The organism is Streptomyces sp. NBC_01314, from assembly GCF_041435215.1.
In the GTDB taxonomy this organism is placed as follows: Bacteria; Actinomycetota; Actinomycetes; order Streptomycetales; family Streptomycetaceae; genus Streptomyces.
The window spans coordinates 809,793-827,177 of sequence record NZ_CP108394.1; the positions used below are offsets into that span (position 1 = coordinate 809,793).

At 67.4% G+C, this 17,385-nt stretch carries 13 protein-coding genes; 4 read left to right on the top strand and 9 right to left on the bottom strand.

Features of this window, described 5'->3' with window-relative positions:
- Positions 1-56: 56 nt before the first annotated feature.
- The 7 genes from dapA to OG622_RS03750 form a co-directional block, all read right to left on the bottom strand.
- Complete coding sequence (gene dapA / locus OG622_RS03720) at positions 57-971, bottom strand: 4-hydroxy-tetrahydrodipicolinate synthase (RefSeq protein ID WP_371573241.1); 915 nt, start codon at positions 969-971, stop codon at positions 57-59.
- Between the two features lie 93 nt (positions 972-1,064).
- Positions 1,065-2,444 carry an FAD-dependent oxidoreductase gene (locus OG622_RS03725; RefSeq protein WP_371573243.1) on the bottom strand — a complete coding sequence of 460 codons (1,380 nt, stop codon included), beginning with the start codon at positions 2,442-2,444 and terminating at the stop codon, positions 1,065-1,067.
- Between the two features lie 85 nt (positions 2,445-2,529).
- Positions 2,530-3,744, bottom strand: coding sequence for a formaldehyde dehydrogenase, glutathione-independent (gene fdhA, locus OG622_RS03730; protein WP_371573245.1), 1,215 nt, complete (start codon positions 3,742-3,744; stop codon positions 2,530-2,532).
- Positions 3,745-3,914: 170 nt separating this feature from the next.
- Complete coding sequence (locus OG622_RS03735; RefSeq protein WP_371573247.1) at positions 3,915-4,823, bottom strand: glycine betaine ABC transporter substrate-binding protein; 909 nt, start codon at positions 4,821-4,823, stop codon at positions 3,915-3,917.
- Positions 4,824-4,865: 42 nt separating this feature from the next.
- Complete coding sequence (locus tag OG622_RS03740) at positions 4,866-5,843, bottom strand: ABC transporter permease (protein WP_371573249.1); 978 nt, start codon at positions 5,841-5,843, stop codon at positions 4,866-4,868.
- Entirely contained in the window at positions 5,840-7,102 is a 1,263-nt protein-coding gene (locus OG622_RS03745; RefSeq protein WP_371573251.1) for a glycine betaine/L-proline ABC transporter ATP-binding protein, read from the bottom strand. Before OG622_RS03745 ends, OG622_RS03740 begins: the two co-directional genes overlap by 4 nt.
- 89 nt (positions 7,103-7,191) lie before the next feature.
- Positions 7,192-8,502: an aromatic ring-hydroxylating dioxygenase subunit alpha gene (locus tag OG622_RS03750; protein WP_371573253.1), complete on the bottom strand. Its 1,311-nt coding sequence runs from the start codon at positions 8,500-8,502 to the stop codon at positions 7,192-7,194.
- A gap of 532 nt (positions 8,503-9,034) precedes the next feature.
- Between OG622_RS03750 and OG622_RS03755 the strand changes: the two genes are divergently transcribed.
- The 3 genes from OG622_RS03755 to OG622_RS03765 all read left to right on the top strand — a co-directional run bounded on the left by OG622_RS03755 (position 9,035) and on the right by OG622_RS03765 (position 12,569).
- Complete coding sequence (locus OG622_RS03755) at positions 9,035-10,252, top strand: 2Fe-2S iron-sulfur cluster-binding protein (RefSeq protein ID WP_371573255.1); 1,218 nt, start codon at positions 9,035-9,037, stop codon at positions 10,250-10,252.
- A 41-nt stretch (positions 10,253-10,293) separates the two neighbouring features.
- Positions 10,294-11,388, top strand: coding sequence for an alcohol dehydrogenase family protein (locus OG622_RS03760; RefSeq protein WP_371573257.1), 1,095 nt, complete (start codon positions 10,294-10,296; stop codon positions 11,386-11,388).
- Positions 11,389-11,465: 77 nt separating this feature from the next.
- Positions 11,466-12,569, top strand: a complete 1,104-nt coding sequence (locus OG622_RS03765; RefSeq protein WP_371573259.1) for a mandelate racemase/muconate lactonizing enzyme family protein — start codon at positions 11,466-11,468, stop codon at positions 12,567-12,569.
- A gap of 337 nt (positions 12,570-12,906) precedes the next feature.
- Here the strand turns inward: OG622_RS03765 and OG622_RS03770 are convergent, their stop codons facing one another.
- A complete protein-coding gene (locus OG622_RS03770) occupies positions 12,907-13,974 on the bottom strand; it encodes a proline racemase family protein (RefSeq protein ID WP_371573261.1) in 1,068 nt (355 codons plus the stop codon).
- Between the two features lie 194 nt (positions 13,975-14,168).
- Between OG622_RS03770 and OG622_RS03775 the strand changes: the two genes are divergently transcribed.
- Positions 14,169-16,019 carry a helix-turn-helix domain-containing protein gene (locus OG622_RS03775; protein WP_371573262.1) on the top strand — a complete coding sequence of 617 codons (1,851 nt, stop codon included), beginning with the start codon at positions 14,169-14,171 and terminating at the stop codon, positions 16,017-16,019.
- 379 nt (positions 16,020-16,398) lie between these two features.
- Here the strand turns inward: OG622_RS03775 and purU are convergent, their stop codons facing one another.
- Positions 16,399-17,331: a formyltetrahydrofolate deformylase gene (gene purU, locus OG622_RS03780; protein WP_371583991.1), complete on the bottom strand. Its 933-nt coding sequence runs from the start codon at positions 17,329-17,331 to the stop codon at positions 16,399-16,401.
- Positions 17,332-17,385: the final 54 nt, after the last annotated feature.

Below are 17,385 nucleotides of genomic sequence, written 5' to 3' on the forward strand. Positions count from 1 at the left end.
CGGTGGTTGCGGGGCTGTGAACGCGGCCGGCCATGACAGTCGCGCGAGTGAGCGGGTCAGACGGCTGCGGCGTCCTGGCTCACCGTCGATGACGAGAGGGGCGCCGCCAGCTTCGAGATGGCCGCGGCCACCTCGGGGTCGAGGGGCGCGACGGGCGGCCGTGAGCCGCCGATCGCGAAGCCCGTCGCGCCGAGCGCCGTCTTGACCGCGGGGGCGAAGGGCGCCGCCATGATCGCGTCGATCAGCGGGTAGACCAGCTCCCACTCGCCGCGCGCCCGGTGCAGATCGCCCTCGCTCATGGCGGCGTGGATCGAGACCAGTTGGGCCGCCACGACGTTGGCGGTTCCGGCCATCACCCCGGCGGCGCCCTCGGAGAGCGCGGCGAGCAGCAGGGAGTCCCAGCCGACGAAGGTCGAGACGACGTCCCCGTGATTGTGGATCAGCTGCCCGGCCTGAGCGATGTCGGCGGAGGTGTCCTTGATGTACTGGATGTTCTCGACCTCGCGAGCGAGCTCGCCGACCATTGTGGGTGTCATGTTGACACCGGTGGCGATCGGGAGGTTGTAGAGCATGATCGGAATGCTCACCGACTCGGCCACGGTCGTGAGGTAGCGCTTGGTCTCCTCGATCGTGAGCGGCTCGTAGTACGGCGCCACCACCATCAGCACGGACGCCCCCGCCTGTTCCGCGTGGCGCGAGAGCTCGATGGCCTCCCTCGTGGACTGGGCGCCGGTCTGCGCCACCACGGGCACCCGGCCCGCGGTCTGGTCGATCACGGTCTCCACGACGAGGCGGCGCTCGGCGTTGCTGAGCGTGGTGAACTCCCCGGTCGAGCCGCAGGCCACGACGCCGTGGACGCCGCCGTCGATGTTACGGTCGACGACCCGTCGCAGAGTCGCCTCGTCGACCGAGCCGTTGTCGTCGAAGGGGGTGAGAAGGGCGGACAGGACTCCGCGCAGGGGTGAGGACATGGTGGAAGCACCTTCGGTGTGAAGTCGGAGATGTGGGAGGAAGGGGAAGGGGAGGAAAGCGGGGACCTACGACAGCGTCGGGTCCGGCGGCATCTACGCGGCTCGGCGCAGGGGCTGGTCGGCGTCCAGGAGGTTCTCCGCGGCTTGGGCGGCCGCGAAGGCGGTGTGCACCGAGGTCTCCGTGTACTGGGTGCCGAGGTAGTCCCCCGCCAGCATCACCCGACCGTTGCTCCTGGTGAGCGTCGACTGGAGCCGGCCTCGGCCGGGGAAGCAGTAGGGCGAGGCCTCGGGCCACCGTGCCACCTCCGCCTCGGCGACGTGTGAGGCGAAGCCGGGCAGCACCTGGTCGAGATCGTCGATGTAGGTCTCGAGGACGGTCTTGTCGTCCTGCTCCAGCAGGTGGCGGGCGAGAGCGGCCGGGGAGAAGGTCATGAAGCTGCTGCCCGGCTGTCGTTCCTGCGTGTGGCCGTGCACGTTGTTGGACATGTTGAGCACCACGTTGAACGACCGCTTGGGGGTGGCTATGGCGTAGGTGCCGTCCCATGGCTGGCGTTCGGTCTCGTCGGTGAGGAAGGCCGCGCTCACGAACGGGCCGTACTTGACCTGGGAGAGTGCCTCGCGGAGGTCTTCGTCGAGGTCGACACCGATGCGGTGGCTCACGCTCGCGGTCGTGGCGAGGATGACGCTGTGGGCCTCGACCTCGCGTTCGACGCCGTCCTGGCGGTATCGCACCACGACGGACTGGCCCTTGCTCACGACTTCCTCGGCGGCGGCGCCGAGTTGCACCCGGTCGCCCAGCGCGTCGGCGATACCTTCGAGCAGGGTGGAGGGTCCCCCGTCGATGCTGTGGGACAGTCCCGCGCCGATGTTCCAGACCAGGTTGAAGTACCCGATGCCGGCCCCTGCGGAGATCTGGTGCATCTCCGCGGAGGATCTGGTCACCGTGGGCTTGAAGAGCGCCTCGGCGTCCTCGGGGAGCGTGCCGATGAAGTCGGCGAAGGAACGGTCGTTCATGAAGTCGTAGACCCGCTGTTGGCGGGTGGCCTCGTCCTCGCCCGGGCGGCGCTTGACGAGCCGGGCGTAGCGCGCCACGGCCAACCGGACCTTCGCGCCCACCCGGATCAGACTCGCCCGGTCACCCCACGACATGGGGACCCGGAAGGGGAAGGTCTCCACGCGACCGCTGAGCAGCAGTCGGCCGTTCATGCTGAGGCCTGTCAGGTTCCCCGGCACGGGCCTTGACGTGAACCCTGTGTCCTTCAGCAGCCGCTGGGTGGCCGACGCGGGACCGCCGTCGTAGACGTGGCCACCCCAGTTCAGCCAGTAGGGGCCACGGGCCTCCGAGCGGATCCTGCCGCCGACCCGGTCGTCGGCCTCGATCAACAGGATGTCGCGGTGGCGCAGTCTCCACGCCGCCGCCAGGCCGGCGATGCCGCCCCCGACGATCACCACGTCCTTCACGGTGTCCTCCATGTGCCTTTGCGTATGTGTTGCCTGGTGGTGTGCACCGGGGACGGCCTTCCCGACGACGGCTGTGTGGCCGCCGGATGAACGGGAGTCAGGCAGCCACCATCCCGTGCGGATCGATGACGTACTTCTTCGCCGCGCCCTGGTCGAACTCCTGGTAACCCTGCGGCGCCTCGCCGAGTCCGATCGTGACGGCGTTGACCGCCTTGGCGATGTGCGCCTTGTCGGCGAGGATGAGGTTCATCAGTTGCCGGTTGTAGCGCTTGACCGGGCACTGGCCGGTGGTGAACACGTGCGACTTGGCCCAGCCGAGGCCCAGGCGTACGCCGATCTGTCCCACCTTGGCCGCGTCGTCGACCGCACCCGGGTCGCCCGTGACGTAGAGCCCCGGGATGCCGAGGGACGCGCCGGCGCGAGCGACGGTCATCATGTCGTTGAGTACCGTCGCCGGAGCCTCGCCGGCCCCCGCCCCGTGCCCGCGGGCCTCGAAGCCGACCGCGTCGACGGCGGCGTCGACCTCCGGTTCGCCCAGGATCTCCGCGATCATGTCGGCCAAATTGTTGCCGGTGCTGAGGTCGACGGTCTCGCAGCCGAAGCTCCGGGCCTGCGCGAGCCGGTCGGCGTTCATGTCACCGACGATGACGACCGAGGCACCCAGCAACTGCGCGGAGTACGCCGCGGCGAGACCAACGGGTCCGGCACCCGCGACGTACACGGTGGAGCCGGTGGTGACGCCGGCGGTGTGGGCGCCGTGGTAGCCGGTCGGGAAGATGTCGGACAGCATCGTCAGGTCGAGGATCTTGGCCAACGCGGCGTCACGGTCGGGGAACTTCAGCAGGTTGAAGTCGGCGAACGGCACCATGACGTACTCCGCCTGGCCGCCCAGCCAGCCGCCCATGTCGACGTAGCCGTACGCCGCGCCGGCGCGGGCCGGGTTGACGTTCAGGCAGATGCCGGTCTTGCCCTCGTCGCACATCCGACAGCGCCCGCAGGCTATGTTGAACGGCACCGAGCAGATGTCGCCCTCCTTGACGAAGAGGACGTCGTCACCCACCTCGACCACTTCGCCGGTGATCTCGTGGCCCAGTGTCTGACCGATCGGGGCCGTCGTACGACCGCGGACCATGTGCTGGTCACTGCCGCAGATGTTGGTGGTGACGAGTTTCAGTACGACGGCGTGCGGCGCCGCCTTCTTGATGCCCAGACCCTTCACCACGTCGTCGGGGAGTTCGAGCTTGGGATAGTCGATCTCCTCGACCCCGACCTTGCCGGGCCCCTGGTAGACGACGACCTTGTTGCCTGCCATGTGAGGTGACTCCGTCCTGCTCCTGGATGTGGAGCGCGATGCACGATTCACGGGTGTGTGGCGGGCTTCGTCAGGTGAGTCCCGCCCGGTCGGTGGAACGGTCAGGCCTCGGTACGGCGCTCTGCCCCATGGTCCTCATGGTGAGGAAGTGCCGTACCGGGGCAGCCGCGTCACTTCTTCAGGTACTTCTCCAGGGACGGCGCGTAGTCCGGGTTCTCCTTGAGCCACGCCTGAACGGCCTGCGGCTCCTTGCCCTGACCGAACTTGTTGACCACGGCGTCCTCCAGGCTGCCGTACTGCGCGTCGGTCAGCTTGAAGTTCTTGATCATGTCGGTGACGTCCGGGAAGTCCTTGGAGAATCCGTCGCGAGCGAGGCTGTGCAGGCCTTCCGGCTTGCCGAACGCTCCCTTCGGGTCCTCGAGGGGCCGGACCGGGAAGGCCTGGTTGGCCCAGAACGGCTTCCACAGCGTCACCACGATGGGTTCCTTCGCCGTCGTGGCCTTCTTCAGCTCCGTGAGCATCGCGGTCGTCGAGGAGGTCACCAGCTTGAACTTGCCGTCGAGCCCGTAGGCGGGGAAGACGTCGTCCTGCGTCGCCTTCGTCAGACCGGCGCCCGGCTCGATTCCGGTGACCTTGCCGTCGAACTCCTTCGCGTGGCTGGGCAGATCGGCGATCGACTTGATGTCCGAGTCGGTGGGCACCGCGAGGAAGAGCCCCGCGTTGTCGTAGTACGTGCCGACGTCCTCGATCTTGTCGCCGTACTTGTCCATGTAGGACTTGTGCGTACGCTCCGGCCAGGCGGAGGAAAGCAGGTCGATGTCCCCGTTCGCGAGTGCCGTGTACATCGGGGCGTTGTCACTGAGCTTGGTGATCTTTACTGTGTAGCCGTTCTTTTCCAGAACGTTCTTGAGCAGGTACGCCGTGCTCGTTTCGTCCGTCCATCCGGGGATCACACCCATCGTGATGGTCTTGTCGTCACCACCGGAGCCGCTGCTTCCCGCGCAGCCGGCAGCCGCCAGGGCGAGTACGGACACGGCGATACCGAGCCGCATCGAAACCGCTCTACTTCGCTTCGCCATCGTTGTTCTTGTTCCTCTCACGTACCGGACGGCCGTAGTGGCCTATCCGCCGATCTTCACTGGCCCGATTTCCGCCACTGCGGGTGATTCCTTCTCACCTCCGTCGAGAGTGGAATCCTCTTCGTCCTGAGCGGGCGGTCGAGGTTTGCGAGGCCAGAAACCGCGCCTCCCACCGCCCATGCCCTGTCCGACGGAGGCCGTGACCCGGTCCAGATAGATGGCCAGGATCACCACCGAGAGCCCTGCCTCGAAGCCGAGACCGAGATCCAGTGTCGAAATGGCGGTGGTGACCTGCCCACCCAGTCCTTCGGCTCCGACCAGACCGGAGATGACCGCCATCGAGAGGGACAGCATGATGACCTGGTTGACGCCCGCCATGATCGTCGGGAGTGCCAGCGGCAGCTGCACGCCGAACAGGGTCTGGCGGGGCGTGGAGCCGAACGCGTGGGCCGCCTCGACGACCTCCGCGTCCACGTTCCGGATCCCCAGCTCCGTGAGTCGGACGCCCGGTGGCAGGGCGAAGATGATCGTCGCGACGACACCCGGGACGACGCCGATGCTGAACAGCGTGACGACCGGCACCAGCCACACGAACGCGGGCATCGTCTGCATCAGGTCCATGACCGGCCTGAGCGCCGCACTCGCCCACCGCTTGCGCGCCGCGAGCACCCCGGTGGGGATCGCGATCAGAACCGCGACCACCGTGGCGACCAGAACGAGCGCCAGCGTCTGCATCGCGGCCGCCCACTGCTCCATGCTGATGATGAGCAGCAAACCGAGCAGGGAGCCGACGGCGAACTTCCACCCCTTCGTCAGCAACCCGACGAGGGCGAAGATCAGCGCCAGGATCACGGGGTCCGGAGCTTCGAGCACACTGATGAGCCCGTCGACGGCGGAGCCGATGACATCGCTCACCGCGTCGAAGAACCCACCCAGATTATTGGTGAGCCAGTCGAAGAAGTTCTGGAGCGCGTCCCCGACGCGGAGCTTGGGGACATCGATCAGTGACAGCACAGTCATCGCGCACTCACCTCCGTTCGGACGTTGTCGGAGTGGAGTTCCTGCTGTGCGGGGGCTTGGCCGTTACCGGTCTGATGTGCGGCGCCGCGCTGCCCCAGAGCGTGGAGCAGCGTGACTCTGGCGAGCACTCCCTCCACACGACCGTCGTCGTCCACGACGGCCAGTGCCTTGGGGGTGTCGGCACTCACCGCCAGCAGTTCGGAGAGGTGGGCGTGCACGGACACACTGACCACCTGGTCGTCGAGAACGCCGTCGAGGGAATCTGCGCCGGCCTGTACGGCTTTGACGATCGCCTCTTCGTCGACGGCACCGCACAGCTTCTTGTTCCGGTCGACCACGAAGAGGCGCGCGGCCTGATGGTCACGCATCAGCTTCTGGACGGCTCGGGGTCCGAGCTCGGATCCGACGAGGGCCACAGGTGGCGTCATGACGGCGCCGGCGGTCAGCACGCGCGTCCGGTCGACATCCAGCACGAACTGGGCGACGAAGTCGTCGGCCGGAGCGTTGAGAATCTGCTCCGCCGTGCCGATCTGGACGATCCGCCCGTCGCGCATCATCGCGATTCTGTCCCCGAGGCGCATGGCCTCGTTCAGATCGTGCGTGATGAAGAGGATGGTCTTGCCCAGCTTGTGCTGGAGCTCGATCAGCTGGTCCTGCATCTCGCGCTTGATCAGGGGGTCCAGGGCGCTGAACGCCTCGTCCATCAGCAGGATGTTGGTGCCTGTCGCCAGTGCTCGCGCCAGGCCGACGCGTTGCCGCATACCTCCGGACAGTTGTCCCGGAAGTGATTCCTCCCAGCCCTTCAGTCCCACCAGTCGCAGTGCTTCCTTGGCGCTGCGCTCGCGCTCGTCCCTGCCGATTCCCTGGATCTCCAAGCCGTACGCGGCGTTCTCACCCACGGTGCGATGGGGAAACAACGCGAAGTGCTGGAAGACCATGCTGACCTTCTCGCGGCGCATGCGTCGCAGCTGCTGATCATTCATGGTGACGACGTCTTCGCCGTAGACGAGCAGCTCGCCCGCCGTCGGCTCCCACAGCCCGTTCACCATGCGGATCAGCGTCGACTTGCCCGAGCCGGACAGTCCCATGACGACGAAGATCTCGCCTTCGCGCACCTCGAAGGACGCGTCGATCACCGCTGCGGTGATGCCGTCCTTACGAAGCTCCTCACGCGTCGCCCCTTCGCGCAGGCGTGCAACGCCACGTTCAGGGCGTTTACCGAAGACCTTGTATGTCTCATGGGCCACAATCGCGTTCATGCCGGACTCCTGTCGCCGGTGGTGGTGCGTACTCGGCTCGCAGACACGTGAAGATCACGGGGCTCGAACTTCGAGTGCTTGGTGGATGATCACTGGCCTGAGACCTGGGTCAGCTGGTCGTGGTGACCATCCTTGATGCCGAGATGCTCACGTAGACGCTCTATGTACCAATTGTCGAACGCCTCGACGTCACCCTCGACTCCCGCATAGGGGCCGGGCTCGTATCCCGGGTCGCTCGCACCGCGCTGGACCAGATCGACGAACGCCCGGTCCTGATCGTTCGTGGCGCGCCACACGGCGGTCAACGAGTCGACGTCGTAGTCGACACCTTCGACGGCGTCGGCGTGCACGAGCCAGGTGGTGCGCACCAGCGTCTTGTCCGGCGCGACAGGCACGGCACGGAAGACGACGGCGTGGTCGCTGAGCATGTGGAACCAGGAGTTGGGCTGCATGTGCAGTGACATGTCGCCGAACTCGGGGGCCGGGATCTCACCGATCAGCTTGCGGCTGACCTGCGCCCCCGCCTCCCCGAAGGAGGCGCCGGCGCCGTCGAGCGGCAGGTGGGTGATCTGGTAGCCGGTGGGCCGGCCGTCGAGCTCGCGATGCGTGCCGATCGGCATGCCGGTCGCCGCGCAGGCGGAGTGCAGACGGGCCTCGGCGGCCTGGTAACGCTCGAGAACGGCACGCATCCGCGGGGGGTAGTCGCCCCCTGCATAGAGGCCGACGGGGAAGTAGGCGGTGAGCAACTCGGGGTGGCCGGCATCGCAGTGCTGGCATTCGCGATTGTTCTCCACCACCAGCTTCCAGTTGCCCTCCTCGATCAGGTCGATCTGGTGCGCGACCTTCGCGTCCTGGAGCCGGTAGGGCGCCAGGTAGGGCTCGATGACCGCGGCCACCTCGTCGATGTCCGCGGGAGGCTCATCGGCGAGACACACCATGACCAGACCGGCCACGGTGCGCACACTGACGGGCTTGAGGCCGAACTGCTTGCGGTCGAGCGCGGGGTCCTGGCCCTCGGCATGGATCAGGCTGCCGTCCGTGCGGTAGGTCCACTGGTGGTACGGACAGACCAGGTTGCCCACGGAACCACACGGGTCGTCCAGGATCCGGGAGCCGCGGTGTCGGCAGACGTTGCGGAGGGCTCGGACGTTCTCGTCGTCGTCCCGCACGATGATGATCGACTGCCGCCCGATGTCCAGGGTGACGTAGTCGCCCGGCTCGGAGAGTTCCGCCTCCGTGCAGGCGAACAGCCAGTGCCTGCCGAATATGACGTCGAGGTCGAGGTCGTACACCTCTTGGCTTGTGTAGAAGGGCGCCTCAAGGCTGTAGCCGACCGCTCGGCGCGCGACCATCTCGGCGATGTCAGGGGCCGATGCCGGATTGCCGGACGAGAAGTTCACGGGACATCTCCCACTCATGATCAGAATTCACGACGAGTCCCTGTTTCGCACAGTGGGACAATCGCACTGTGCGAACCGAGGCTAGGAGTGACCCCATGGCCTGTCAAGGGCTCCCGGCCTGGCGGTTTCGATGGATGGCCACCCGCGCGGTAAAGGCTTGATTACCTGGCGGTTTCGCCTGCGACTTCGGCTCACCGAACACCCGCACATCGGCTCGTCGGTCGCGCGCCGGACAGGACGGAGGGCTCTCCGCGGCAGCCGCGACGCCGCGACGAACAGGCGATCGCGCCCCAACCCAGGGACTCCCTCGGCGCCCTGACGAGGTCTGTTGACAATCGAGGATCGACAGACCCACTCTTGTCTCGCATGACACGAACGTTGCGCTATGCGGTACAAAATTGCCGATGAAGGCATCTGAGTCCGGCCGCGCAGAACTGAAGGCTTTACCTGACCGAGTCGCTGCTCACCTGACGCAGCGGGTTCGGCTTCGAGTCATCCATCGGTGCCCACCGTGCTACTGGAGGTTCAAGTGGTGGTCGCAGCAACTGGCCCGGACACCGTCGTCACCACTGGTGACCTGTTCGCGACCCAGGCGGATTTCAGCCTGATGCCCCCGTCCTGGGCTCCGGACTGCTGGGGTGAGGAGGACCAGGCGGTCCTGGTGTGCCGCAAGGTCCTTGAGATCACCCATGACGTCAAGAGCTTCCACTTCGAGGCCGACGGCCATCGCACGTTCAGCTTCGACCCTGGTCAGTTCGTCACGCTCCAGCTCGAGATCGACGGGGCGGCGTTCACTCGCTGCTACACCATCTCGTCGCCACCGACGCGCCCGCACCGGATCTCGATCACGGTCAAGCGCGTCCCCGGTGGCCCGGTCTCGAACTGGCTGCACGACAACGTGGTCCCCGGCACGCGCATCACCGCCCAGGCACCATTGGGCGGCTTCACGCCGGCGAACCCACCGGCGCCGAAGTACCTGTTCCTGTCCGCCGGCAGCGGCATTACTCCGCTCATGTCCATGACGCGGACCATGTACGACCTCGGCTCCGACGCGGACGTCCTCTTCGTGCACAGCGCCCGCACGCCGGCGGACATCATCTTCCGCCGCGAGCTGGAGGCCATGACCGCCGTCATGCCGAACATCCGGGTCGTCCATGTGTGTGAGGACGACAATCCCTCGGAACGGTGGATGGGGCTGCGCGGTCGCCTGTCGGCGCCCCTGCTCCAGGCACTCGCACCCGATCTCGACGAACGCGAGACCTACACCTGCGGGCCCGCCGGCTACATGGCGTCGATCCGGGGCATCCTCGGGGAAGTCGGCTACGACATGCGCCGGTACCACGAGGAGAGCTTCTCCTTCGAGAGCCTCCCGGCCTCCAGCGTTCCCACCCCTGTCGACGGTGGCGGAGCCGCGACGCCGCCCGACGCCGTCGGCGCCGACGAGGGTGACCACGCCCCCGCATCGGACGAGGAAACCGGCGCACCTACGACCTACAGCGTCGAGTTCGTCCGCAGTGGCCGCACCGTCACCTGCGCCGCGGACGGCACCCTCCTCGACGCGGCCTACGCGGCCGGCCTCAGGCCTCCGGCCTCGTGCACCGCGGGGATGTGCGGGACCTGCAAGACGACCATGCTGTCCGGAGAAGTCGACATGCAGCACAACGGGGGGATCCGTCCCCGAGAAGTCGCTCAGAACAAGATCCTGATCTGCTGCTCCAAGCCGTTGAGCGACGTCCGAATCGACGCATGACAGAGGGCTGTGAGTGGACGAAGCCGAAGGGTAGCGAGAACTTGTCGTTGAAGACGATGGCAGCCGTCCTCCTCACCGGCCATGGCGGGCTCGAGAAACTCGAGTACCGGACGGACGTACCCGTTCCCCACCCCAAGAGGGGCGAGGTGCTCATCCAGGTCGCCGCCGCCGGGATCAACAACACGGACGTGAACACCCGTATCGGCTGGTACTCCAAAGCGATCGCCTCTGGGACAGGCGAAGGGGGATCAGCGGGCTTCGACGCCGTCGACGACGCGGACGCGACGTGGACGGGCGAAGCCCTTGAATTCCCCCGCATCCAGGGTGCGGACGTCTGCGGCCGCATCGCCGACGTGGGCGAGGGCGTTTCACGCGATCGCATCGGCGAGCGAGTCCTCGTACGGAACATGCTGCGCACCCCCGTCGACTACCGGCCCTTCGCGTGCTGGACCCTCGGCAGCGAATGCGACGGCGGATTCGCACAGTTCACGGTTGCCCCCGCCGCAGAGACGTACACCGTTCACAGCGACTGGAGCGACGAGGAACTCGCGGCCGTGCCGTGTGCCTACTCCACCGCGGAGAACATGCTGCACCGGGCCGCGGTCGGGGCGGAACGGGTGCTTGTGACCGGCGCCTCGGGCGGAGTGGGACTCGCCGCCGTACAGCTCGCCAGACGCCGGGGCGCGACCGTCATCGCGGTGTGCTCGGCCACGAAGGCCGCCGATGTCATGGCGCAGGGCGCCGACCGGACCGTTGACCGCGGTGCGGATGTGGTCAGCGCCCTTGGCGGTGGCTCCGTCGACGTGGTGATCGATCTCGTCGGCGGCCCTCAGGTTTCGGGCCTGCTGGACCTGCTGCGACCCGGCGGCCGCTATGCCATCGCGGGCGCCATCGGAGGGCCGGTCGCGGAGATCGATCTGCGCACGCTGTACCTCAAGGACCTCTCGGTGTTCGGCTGCACGTTCCAAGAGGACGAAGTGTTCGAGAACGTGATCAAGTATGTCGAACGCGAGGAAGTACGACCGGTTGTCTCCCGCACTTACCCCCTGGAAGCCATCGCTCAAGCACAGGAGGACTTCCTCACAAAACGCCACCTCGGAAAGCTGGTGCTCATCCCGCCGGCCCCGACGGCCTGAAAACGAATCTGAATCCGCCACATACGCCACAGCGCCACGCGGTTGAGTGCGAAACCAACCGTCGAAAGAAGGTCAGAATGCGCATCGCCGAGATTCACGTGTACCAAATGGACCTGCCGTTGAGCGGCAAGGTCTACCGGATGTCAGAAGGCGCCTATACGACTTTGGACTCGACGATTGTGGAAGTCGTGTCCGACACGGGAGTCTCCGGCTGGGGGGAGGTGTGCCCGGTCGGCCCGACCTATGCGCAGGAGCATGCCCTGGGTGCCCGGGCCGCGCTCAACCAGATGGCGCCGGGCCTGATCGGCAGAACGGTGACGGGTCCGCTGGAGATACGGCGTGCGATGGCAGCGCTCCTCCATGGGCACAACTACGCGAAAGCCGCGATCGACATCGCGATTCACGACCTGATCGGCAAGGCCCACGGCATACGAGTGTGCGACATGCTGGGCGGCGCGGCCAGCGAGCGTGTGAGCTCCTATTACGCGCTGACTGTCGGCGAGCCGGATGACGTCGCTCGGACCGCCGTGGAGAGGATCGCCGAGGGCTACCCGCGACTTCAGATCAAGGTGGGCGGGCGACCGGTCGAACTCGATATCGAGACGATTCGCAAGGTGTGGGAAACGACAGGTTGCACCCGCCTTTCCGTCGACGCCAACCGGTCGCTGAACACACGCGACGTGCTTCGCATCGGCCGGGAATGCGCCGACATCCCCTTCGTCTTCGAGCAGCCCTGCAACACGATGGAGGAGATCGCCGCGATCCGCGGGCAACTGCACCACGGGATCTACCTCGACGAGAACACCGAGAGTCTCAATGACGTGCTCCGGGCGATCTCGCTCGGAGTATGCGACGGATTCGGACTCAAGGTCACACGATTCGGCGGTCTGGGAGGTATCGCGACCGTCAGAGACCTCTGCGAGTCACGTTCCATGCCTCATACGTGTGACGACTCATGGGGAGGGGACATCATCGCTGCCGCATGCGTGCACATCGGCGCGACGGTGAAGCCGCAGCTGCTCGAAGGTGTATGGCTCGCCGAACCCTTCATGGACGTCCACTACGACTCGGACAATCCGGTCCGGGTCGAAGGGGGCCACGTTCAGGTGCCGACCGGCCCCGGTCTCGGTGTCGTTCCCGACGAGGGCGTCTTCGGCAAGCCTGTCGCATCCTTCGCATAGTGGAGAAATACTCCCCCTGGTCCCCGGCCGGCCGCGTGCTCCAGCGTTCCTCGGGTCGTGAATGGGCAGGGCAACCCGCAGGTCAGGTTGCCCTGCCTGAGCAGAGCAACGAGGGCGGTGAAAGCGTTCGTCGACGGTCACCCGACCCGGGGCATGCCCGGTGCCCCGCGGACGCAACCGCCGTGAGGCGTCGCTGAAGGCACTGGTCGGGCCGGGCGGCATCGGCCAGGTCTGGCAAGCGCCGGGAACCCGCCTGGTCGACCACTCCGTGGCCGTCGGCCGACACGACGAGCCTGGCCGTGACCTGATCGTGGGACACCGCTCGTCCGGACCAGGCTCAGGGCTCAGGGCTCAGGGCCCAGATGTCCCCGACGGTGAAACCGTCGACGAACGGGTCGTCGGGGTCGAGTACGAGGGTGTTGTAACCGGTGATCCACGCCTGGCCGCCGATGGTCGGGACAACGCCCGTGTAGGGCCCGACCCGCACCTCCCGGATGAGTTCGCCGGTGTAGACGGTGCCGAGGATCCCCTCGTGGCGGAAGGGTTCGTTGAGCCTGAGTGCGCCCTTGGCGTGCAGGGTGGCCATCCGCGCGCACGTACCGGTGCCGCACGGGCACCGGTCGATGGCACCGGTCCACGTCGCGGGGTTGGAGAAGTCCACGGGGCCGCTCGCCACCGTCACCGCGTTCTTCATGTCGGCGGCCGGATTGTCGGTGGGGCCGGACAGCTGAGAGATCGTGATTCCGATGCCCGGGTAGTCGGGGTGCTCGACCGGCAGCTGATCCTGGGCGGCCCGGAGGATGAGGGAGGAGACGCGGGTGATCTCCCGTCCGTGGGACGGGACCAGCTGCAGTCCGTCGAACTGCCGCACGTCCGCGATCACGTAGAACATGCCGCCCCACCCGACGTCGACGGTCACCCGGCCGAGCTCGGGGACGTCGATCACGGCGTCGAGGTGAGCGGCGAAGACGGGAACGTTCTCGAAGGTCACTTGTCTGACCTTGCCGTCGCGGCACTCGGCCCTGATGCCGATAAGGCCGGCCGGGGCCTCCAGCTTGAACTCGGTGAAGGGCTCCCGCATGGGGATCATGCCGGTTTCGAGCAGGACGGTAGCGACGGCGATGGTGTTGCCGCCACTCATCACGGGGTACTCGACCTGCTCCATGATGATGAAGCCGGCCGCGGCGTCCGGGTGCTTGGGCGGAACGATCAGGTTGCAGCACATGGGCGGGTAGCCACGGGGCTCACGCAGCATGAGCGACCGGAGCTGGTCGTCATTCTGCTCAAGCCACTTCATCTGCTCGTAGACGGACCCACCGGGGAGGTGCGGGACGCCTCCGGTGATGACGCGCATCGGCTCGCCCGAATGTGTGTCCACCGCGTGGATCATTCGCTTGAAAGACATCGTGACCGCTTTCCTCCACTGTCTCTCGCCGGGCCTCGGCACCGGGGATCCCCGGCCTCTGAGAACGCGATCCGCGCGCCCACGTCCGCCGAGGGCAAAAGTCTGTGTCCACACAGGCCCGGCAACAACGCCCCTCTCGCCCACTCGGCGCACCGATGCGATTGAGGCTTAAATTCGCCTACCCTGGCCACACCATGGTCAGAAGCTCCCACACCACCGTCACTCTCACCGACAGTGATCGCGTCACCTTGCTGAGTCGGACCCGTAGCCGTACCGGTTCGAGGGCGTTCGCGCAGCGCGCACAGATCGTGCTGATGTGTGAACAGGGTCTCACCGACGCCGCCGTGGCCGAAGGGCTCGGAATCTCCCGGGACATGGTCGCCACCTGGCGCTCCCGTTATCTGGCGGACGGCCTGGACGGCCTCCACGAGCGGCCGCGCCCGGGACGACCGGTCAAAAGCGGCGACGACACCGTCGCGCAGGTCCTCTTGCGCCTGCTGGCCCCGCCGCCCTCCGGCGGGCGGGACTGGTCGACCCGCTCCATGGCGGCGGAGACCGGCCTCAGCCAGACGACTGTGAACCGGATCTGGCGTAGGTACCGGCTGCAGTCGCGACCGGGCCGGCTGCCGGCCGACGGTGGTCGGACCACGCCGCGCTCCGCCAAGGTCCGCGACGTGATCGGGCTGTTCCTCGGCCCTCCCACACGCGTGCTCGCCGTCGTCGCCGACAGTCGCGCCACGCCTCTCCGGCATCGCGGAGCCACGACTTCCACCCCCGCGGCGCCCATGAGCCGACGCGCCACCGAGGCGAGGAACATCCTCGCCGTGGCGAACGCGTTCGCACTGGTCCGAGGCGGAGCCGACACACACGGTCCGACCGACCCCTGCGCGTCTTTGGGCGCTTTCCTGGAGAGTCTCGAGCAGAGGGTGACCGCGGGCTCGGAAGTGCACCTTCTCGTCGGGGACGAGCCCGACAGCCCTGCCCGGGACATGGTCGAGACATGGGTGCGGCAGCATCCGCGTTTCCACCGGCATCTCGTTCCCACCGACGCGTCATGGCTCGCCGAGGTCGAGGTTCTCCTGGCGAACAATCCGCTGCTCACCCACGAGAACGTGCCCGGCTTCGCGACATCGACGACCGCGCTCCGCGACGGCCTCCGCGCCTGGTGCGGCACGTGGACGCCGCAGTCCGGTGCCTTCGTCTGGATGAGGCTTGATAAAGACTCAACAGCGTCCGGGAGCGGGCAGGGATGTCGCCCCGAGGACTCCGACGATCACGGCTGGACCGGCGAAACATCGGGCACCACGCCCGGACCGGGCGACACCGCCGACCCTGTCGTCCATCTCGTACGCGAAGCTCTCCTCGCCGGCCCGTTCCCACCCGGCGAACGCGTCAAGGAAGCACCCCTGGCGTCCCGGCTCGGCGTCTCCCGCGGTGCCGTCCGCGAGGCACTGCGCGTGCTCGCCGAGGAAGGGATGCTCGACCGGCTGACCCACCACGGAGCCGCCGTTCCCCAGGTCGACGTCACTGCCGTCCTCGACCTCTACGCGGTCCGGGCGGCCCTGGGCACCGTGCTCATGCGCCGGGTCGCCCTGCTGCACCGATCCGAGCTCCGATCGGTCGGCACAGCCCTGTCCGAGGTCGACGCAGCGGTCCGGCGCAGCGACCTCGTCCGGATCGGGGAGGCCGATCTGCGCTTCCAGGACGCGATCGCCCGCACCGCGGGCCTGCCCCAGGCAAGCCTGCTCTTCCAGCGCCTCGGCATGCGGCTACGGATGTTCATCTCCATCCTGCGGCTGGACTTCACCGACGCGGCCGCCGACCTCATCGCCCGCGAGAACACCGCGATCTTCGAGGCCATCCTCAACGGCGACGGTGAGGAGGCAGCACGTCTGTGGCGTGTCAAAGTCGAACGCAGCACCCGCTACATGGCCAACCTGCTGCCCCAGGACCACGTCGACCCCAATCTCTGGGTCGCCATCGCCGGCAGACCCACGCCACGTCCCGGCGATACACGCAGGGCGTCGACCTCGGCAACACGGTGAGAGCGGGTACTGCAGGGCAGCAGCGCGGCGCTTCGTCGCATCCGGTGTTCGATCACAAGCGCGGCCGCCCCCGCGGCCGGGTGGCGGCTACGGTGACCGAGGCCCGCGGATTCCGGCCTGCCGGACGAACGGCACTCGGCGGGCAGGGGGCCTGTGAAGGCCAGGGAGATCGCGGTTCAGCGGGGCCTGGAGCCAACGTCGGCGAACGTCGAGCCGGCCACCGGGGCCCCCAAGGCCATGCAGGGCTTCGCCCAGCCGACCGCACCGACGGCACCGACGGCACCGACGGCACCGACGGCACCGACGGCACAGCCGAATGGCTTCTGACGTCGCCACCCACCACAGCACGACACTCGGCACCACTCAGGCCTCCCGGCCGTCAGCGCAGGACCACCGTGCGCCTGCCCTGGACGAACACCCGGCCTTCGCAGTGCCACCGGACGGCTCGGGCCAGGGCCGCCGACTCCGCGTCGCGGCCGATGGCGGCCAGGTCGTCGGGGGTGTGGCTGTGGTCGACGTCGATGACCTCCTGGGTGATGATCGGGCCCTCGTCGAGGTCGGCGGTGACGTAGTGGGCTGTGGCGCCGACGAGCTTGACGCCGCGGTCGTGTGCCTGGTGGTAGGGCTTGGCGCCCTTGAAGCTGGGCAGGAACGAGTGGTGGATGTTGATCATCCGGCCTGCCAGTCGGGTACACAGGTCGTCGGAGAGCACCTGCATGTAGCGCGCCAGCACGACCAGGTCGGGGTCGCACGAGTCGACTATTTCCAGGAGCCGGGCTTCGGCCTCGGATTTGGTCGCGGCGGTGACCGGCACGTGGAAGAACGGGATGTCGTGCCAGGCGACGAGTGTCTCGTGGTCGCGGGGGTTGGAGACCACCGCGACCACGTCGATGGGCAGGTCGCCGCTGCGGGTGCGGAAGAGCAGGTCGTTGAGGCAGTGGCCGTAACGGGACACCATGATCAGCACGCGGCGCCGGGTACTGACCGGTTCGAGATGCCACCGCATGGTGAAGGAGGCGGCCACGGCGGCGAAGTCACGGCGCAGGGTCTGCGGGGTGTTCTCGCTGCCGACGGTGGCGAAGCGAACCCGCATGAAGAAGTGCCCGTCGCGGCGGTCTCCGAACTGCTGGTTGTCGATGATGTCGCTGCCGTGCTCGACCAGGAACCGGGAGACGGCGAGGACGATGCCGGGAGCCTCGGGGCAGTCGAGGGTGAGTACGTGCTCGACCGGCGCCGTGGCCGGGTCGGTCCGCGAGTCGGAGTGGGCGGTTTCCTTGCACCTGGCCCTTATGTCCCGGCCGGTGTCGGGCATGGCCTTGATGGCCTTGTCCAGGGCGACCCTGTGCGTGCTGTCACCGGTCGACGC

Bases quoted from the DNA above. Each gene is read 5' to 3' on its own strand.
- dapA (WP_371573241.1), bottom strand. From the start codon at position 971: ATGTCCTCACCCCTGCGCGGAGTCCTGTCCGCCCTTCTCACCCCCTTC.
- OG622_RS03725 (WP_371573243.1), bottom strand. From the start codon at position 2,444: ATGGAGGACACCGTGAAGGACGTGGTGATCGTCGGGGGCGGCATCGCC.
- fdhA (WP_371573245.1), bottom strand. From the start codon at position 3,744: ATGGCAGGCAACAAGGTCGTCGTCTACCAGGGGCCCGGCAAGGTCGGG.
- OG622_RS03735 (WP_371573247.1), bottom strand. From the start codon at position 4,823: ATGGCGAAGCGAAGTAGAGCGGTTTCGATGCGGCTCGGTATCGCCGTG.
- OG622_RS03740 (WP_371573249.1), bottom strand. From the start codon at position 5,843: ATGACTGTGCTGTCACTGATCGATGTCCCCAAGCTCCGCGTCGGGGAC.
- OG622_RS03745 (WP_371573251.1), bottom strand. From the start codon at position 7,102: ATGAACGCGATTGTGGCCCATGAGACATACAAGGTCTTCGGTAAACGC.
- OG622_RS03765 (WP_371573259.1), top strand. From the start codon at position 11,466: ATGCGCATCGCCGAGATTCACGTGTACCAAATGGACCTGCCGTTGAGC.
- OG622_RS03770 (WP_371573261.1), bottom strand. From the start codon at position 13,974: ATGTCTTTCAAGCGAATGATCCACGCGGTGGACACACATTCGGGCGAG.
- OG622_RS03775 (WP_371573262.1), top strand. From the start codon at position 14,169: ATGGTCAGAAGCTCCCACACCACCGTCACTCTCACCGACAGTGATCGC.
- purU (WP_371583991.1), bottom strand. From the start codon at position 17,331: ATGCCCGACACCGGCCGGGACATAAGGGCCAGGTGCAAGGAAACCGCC.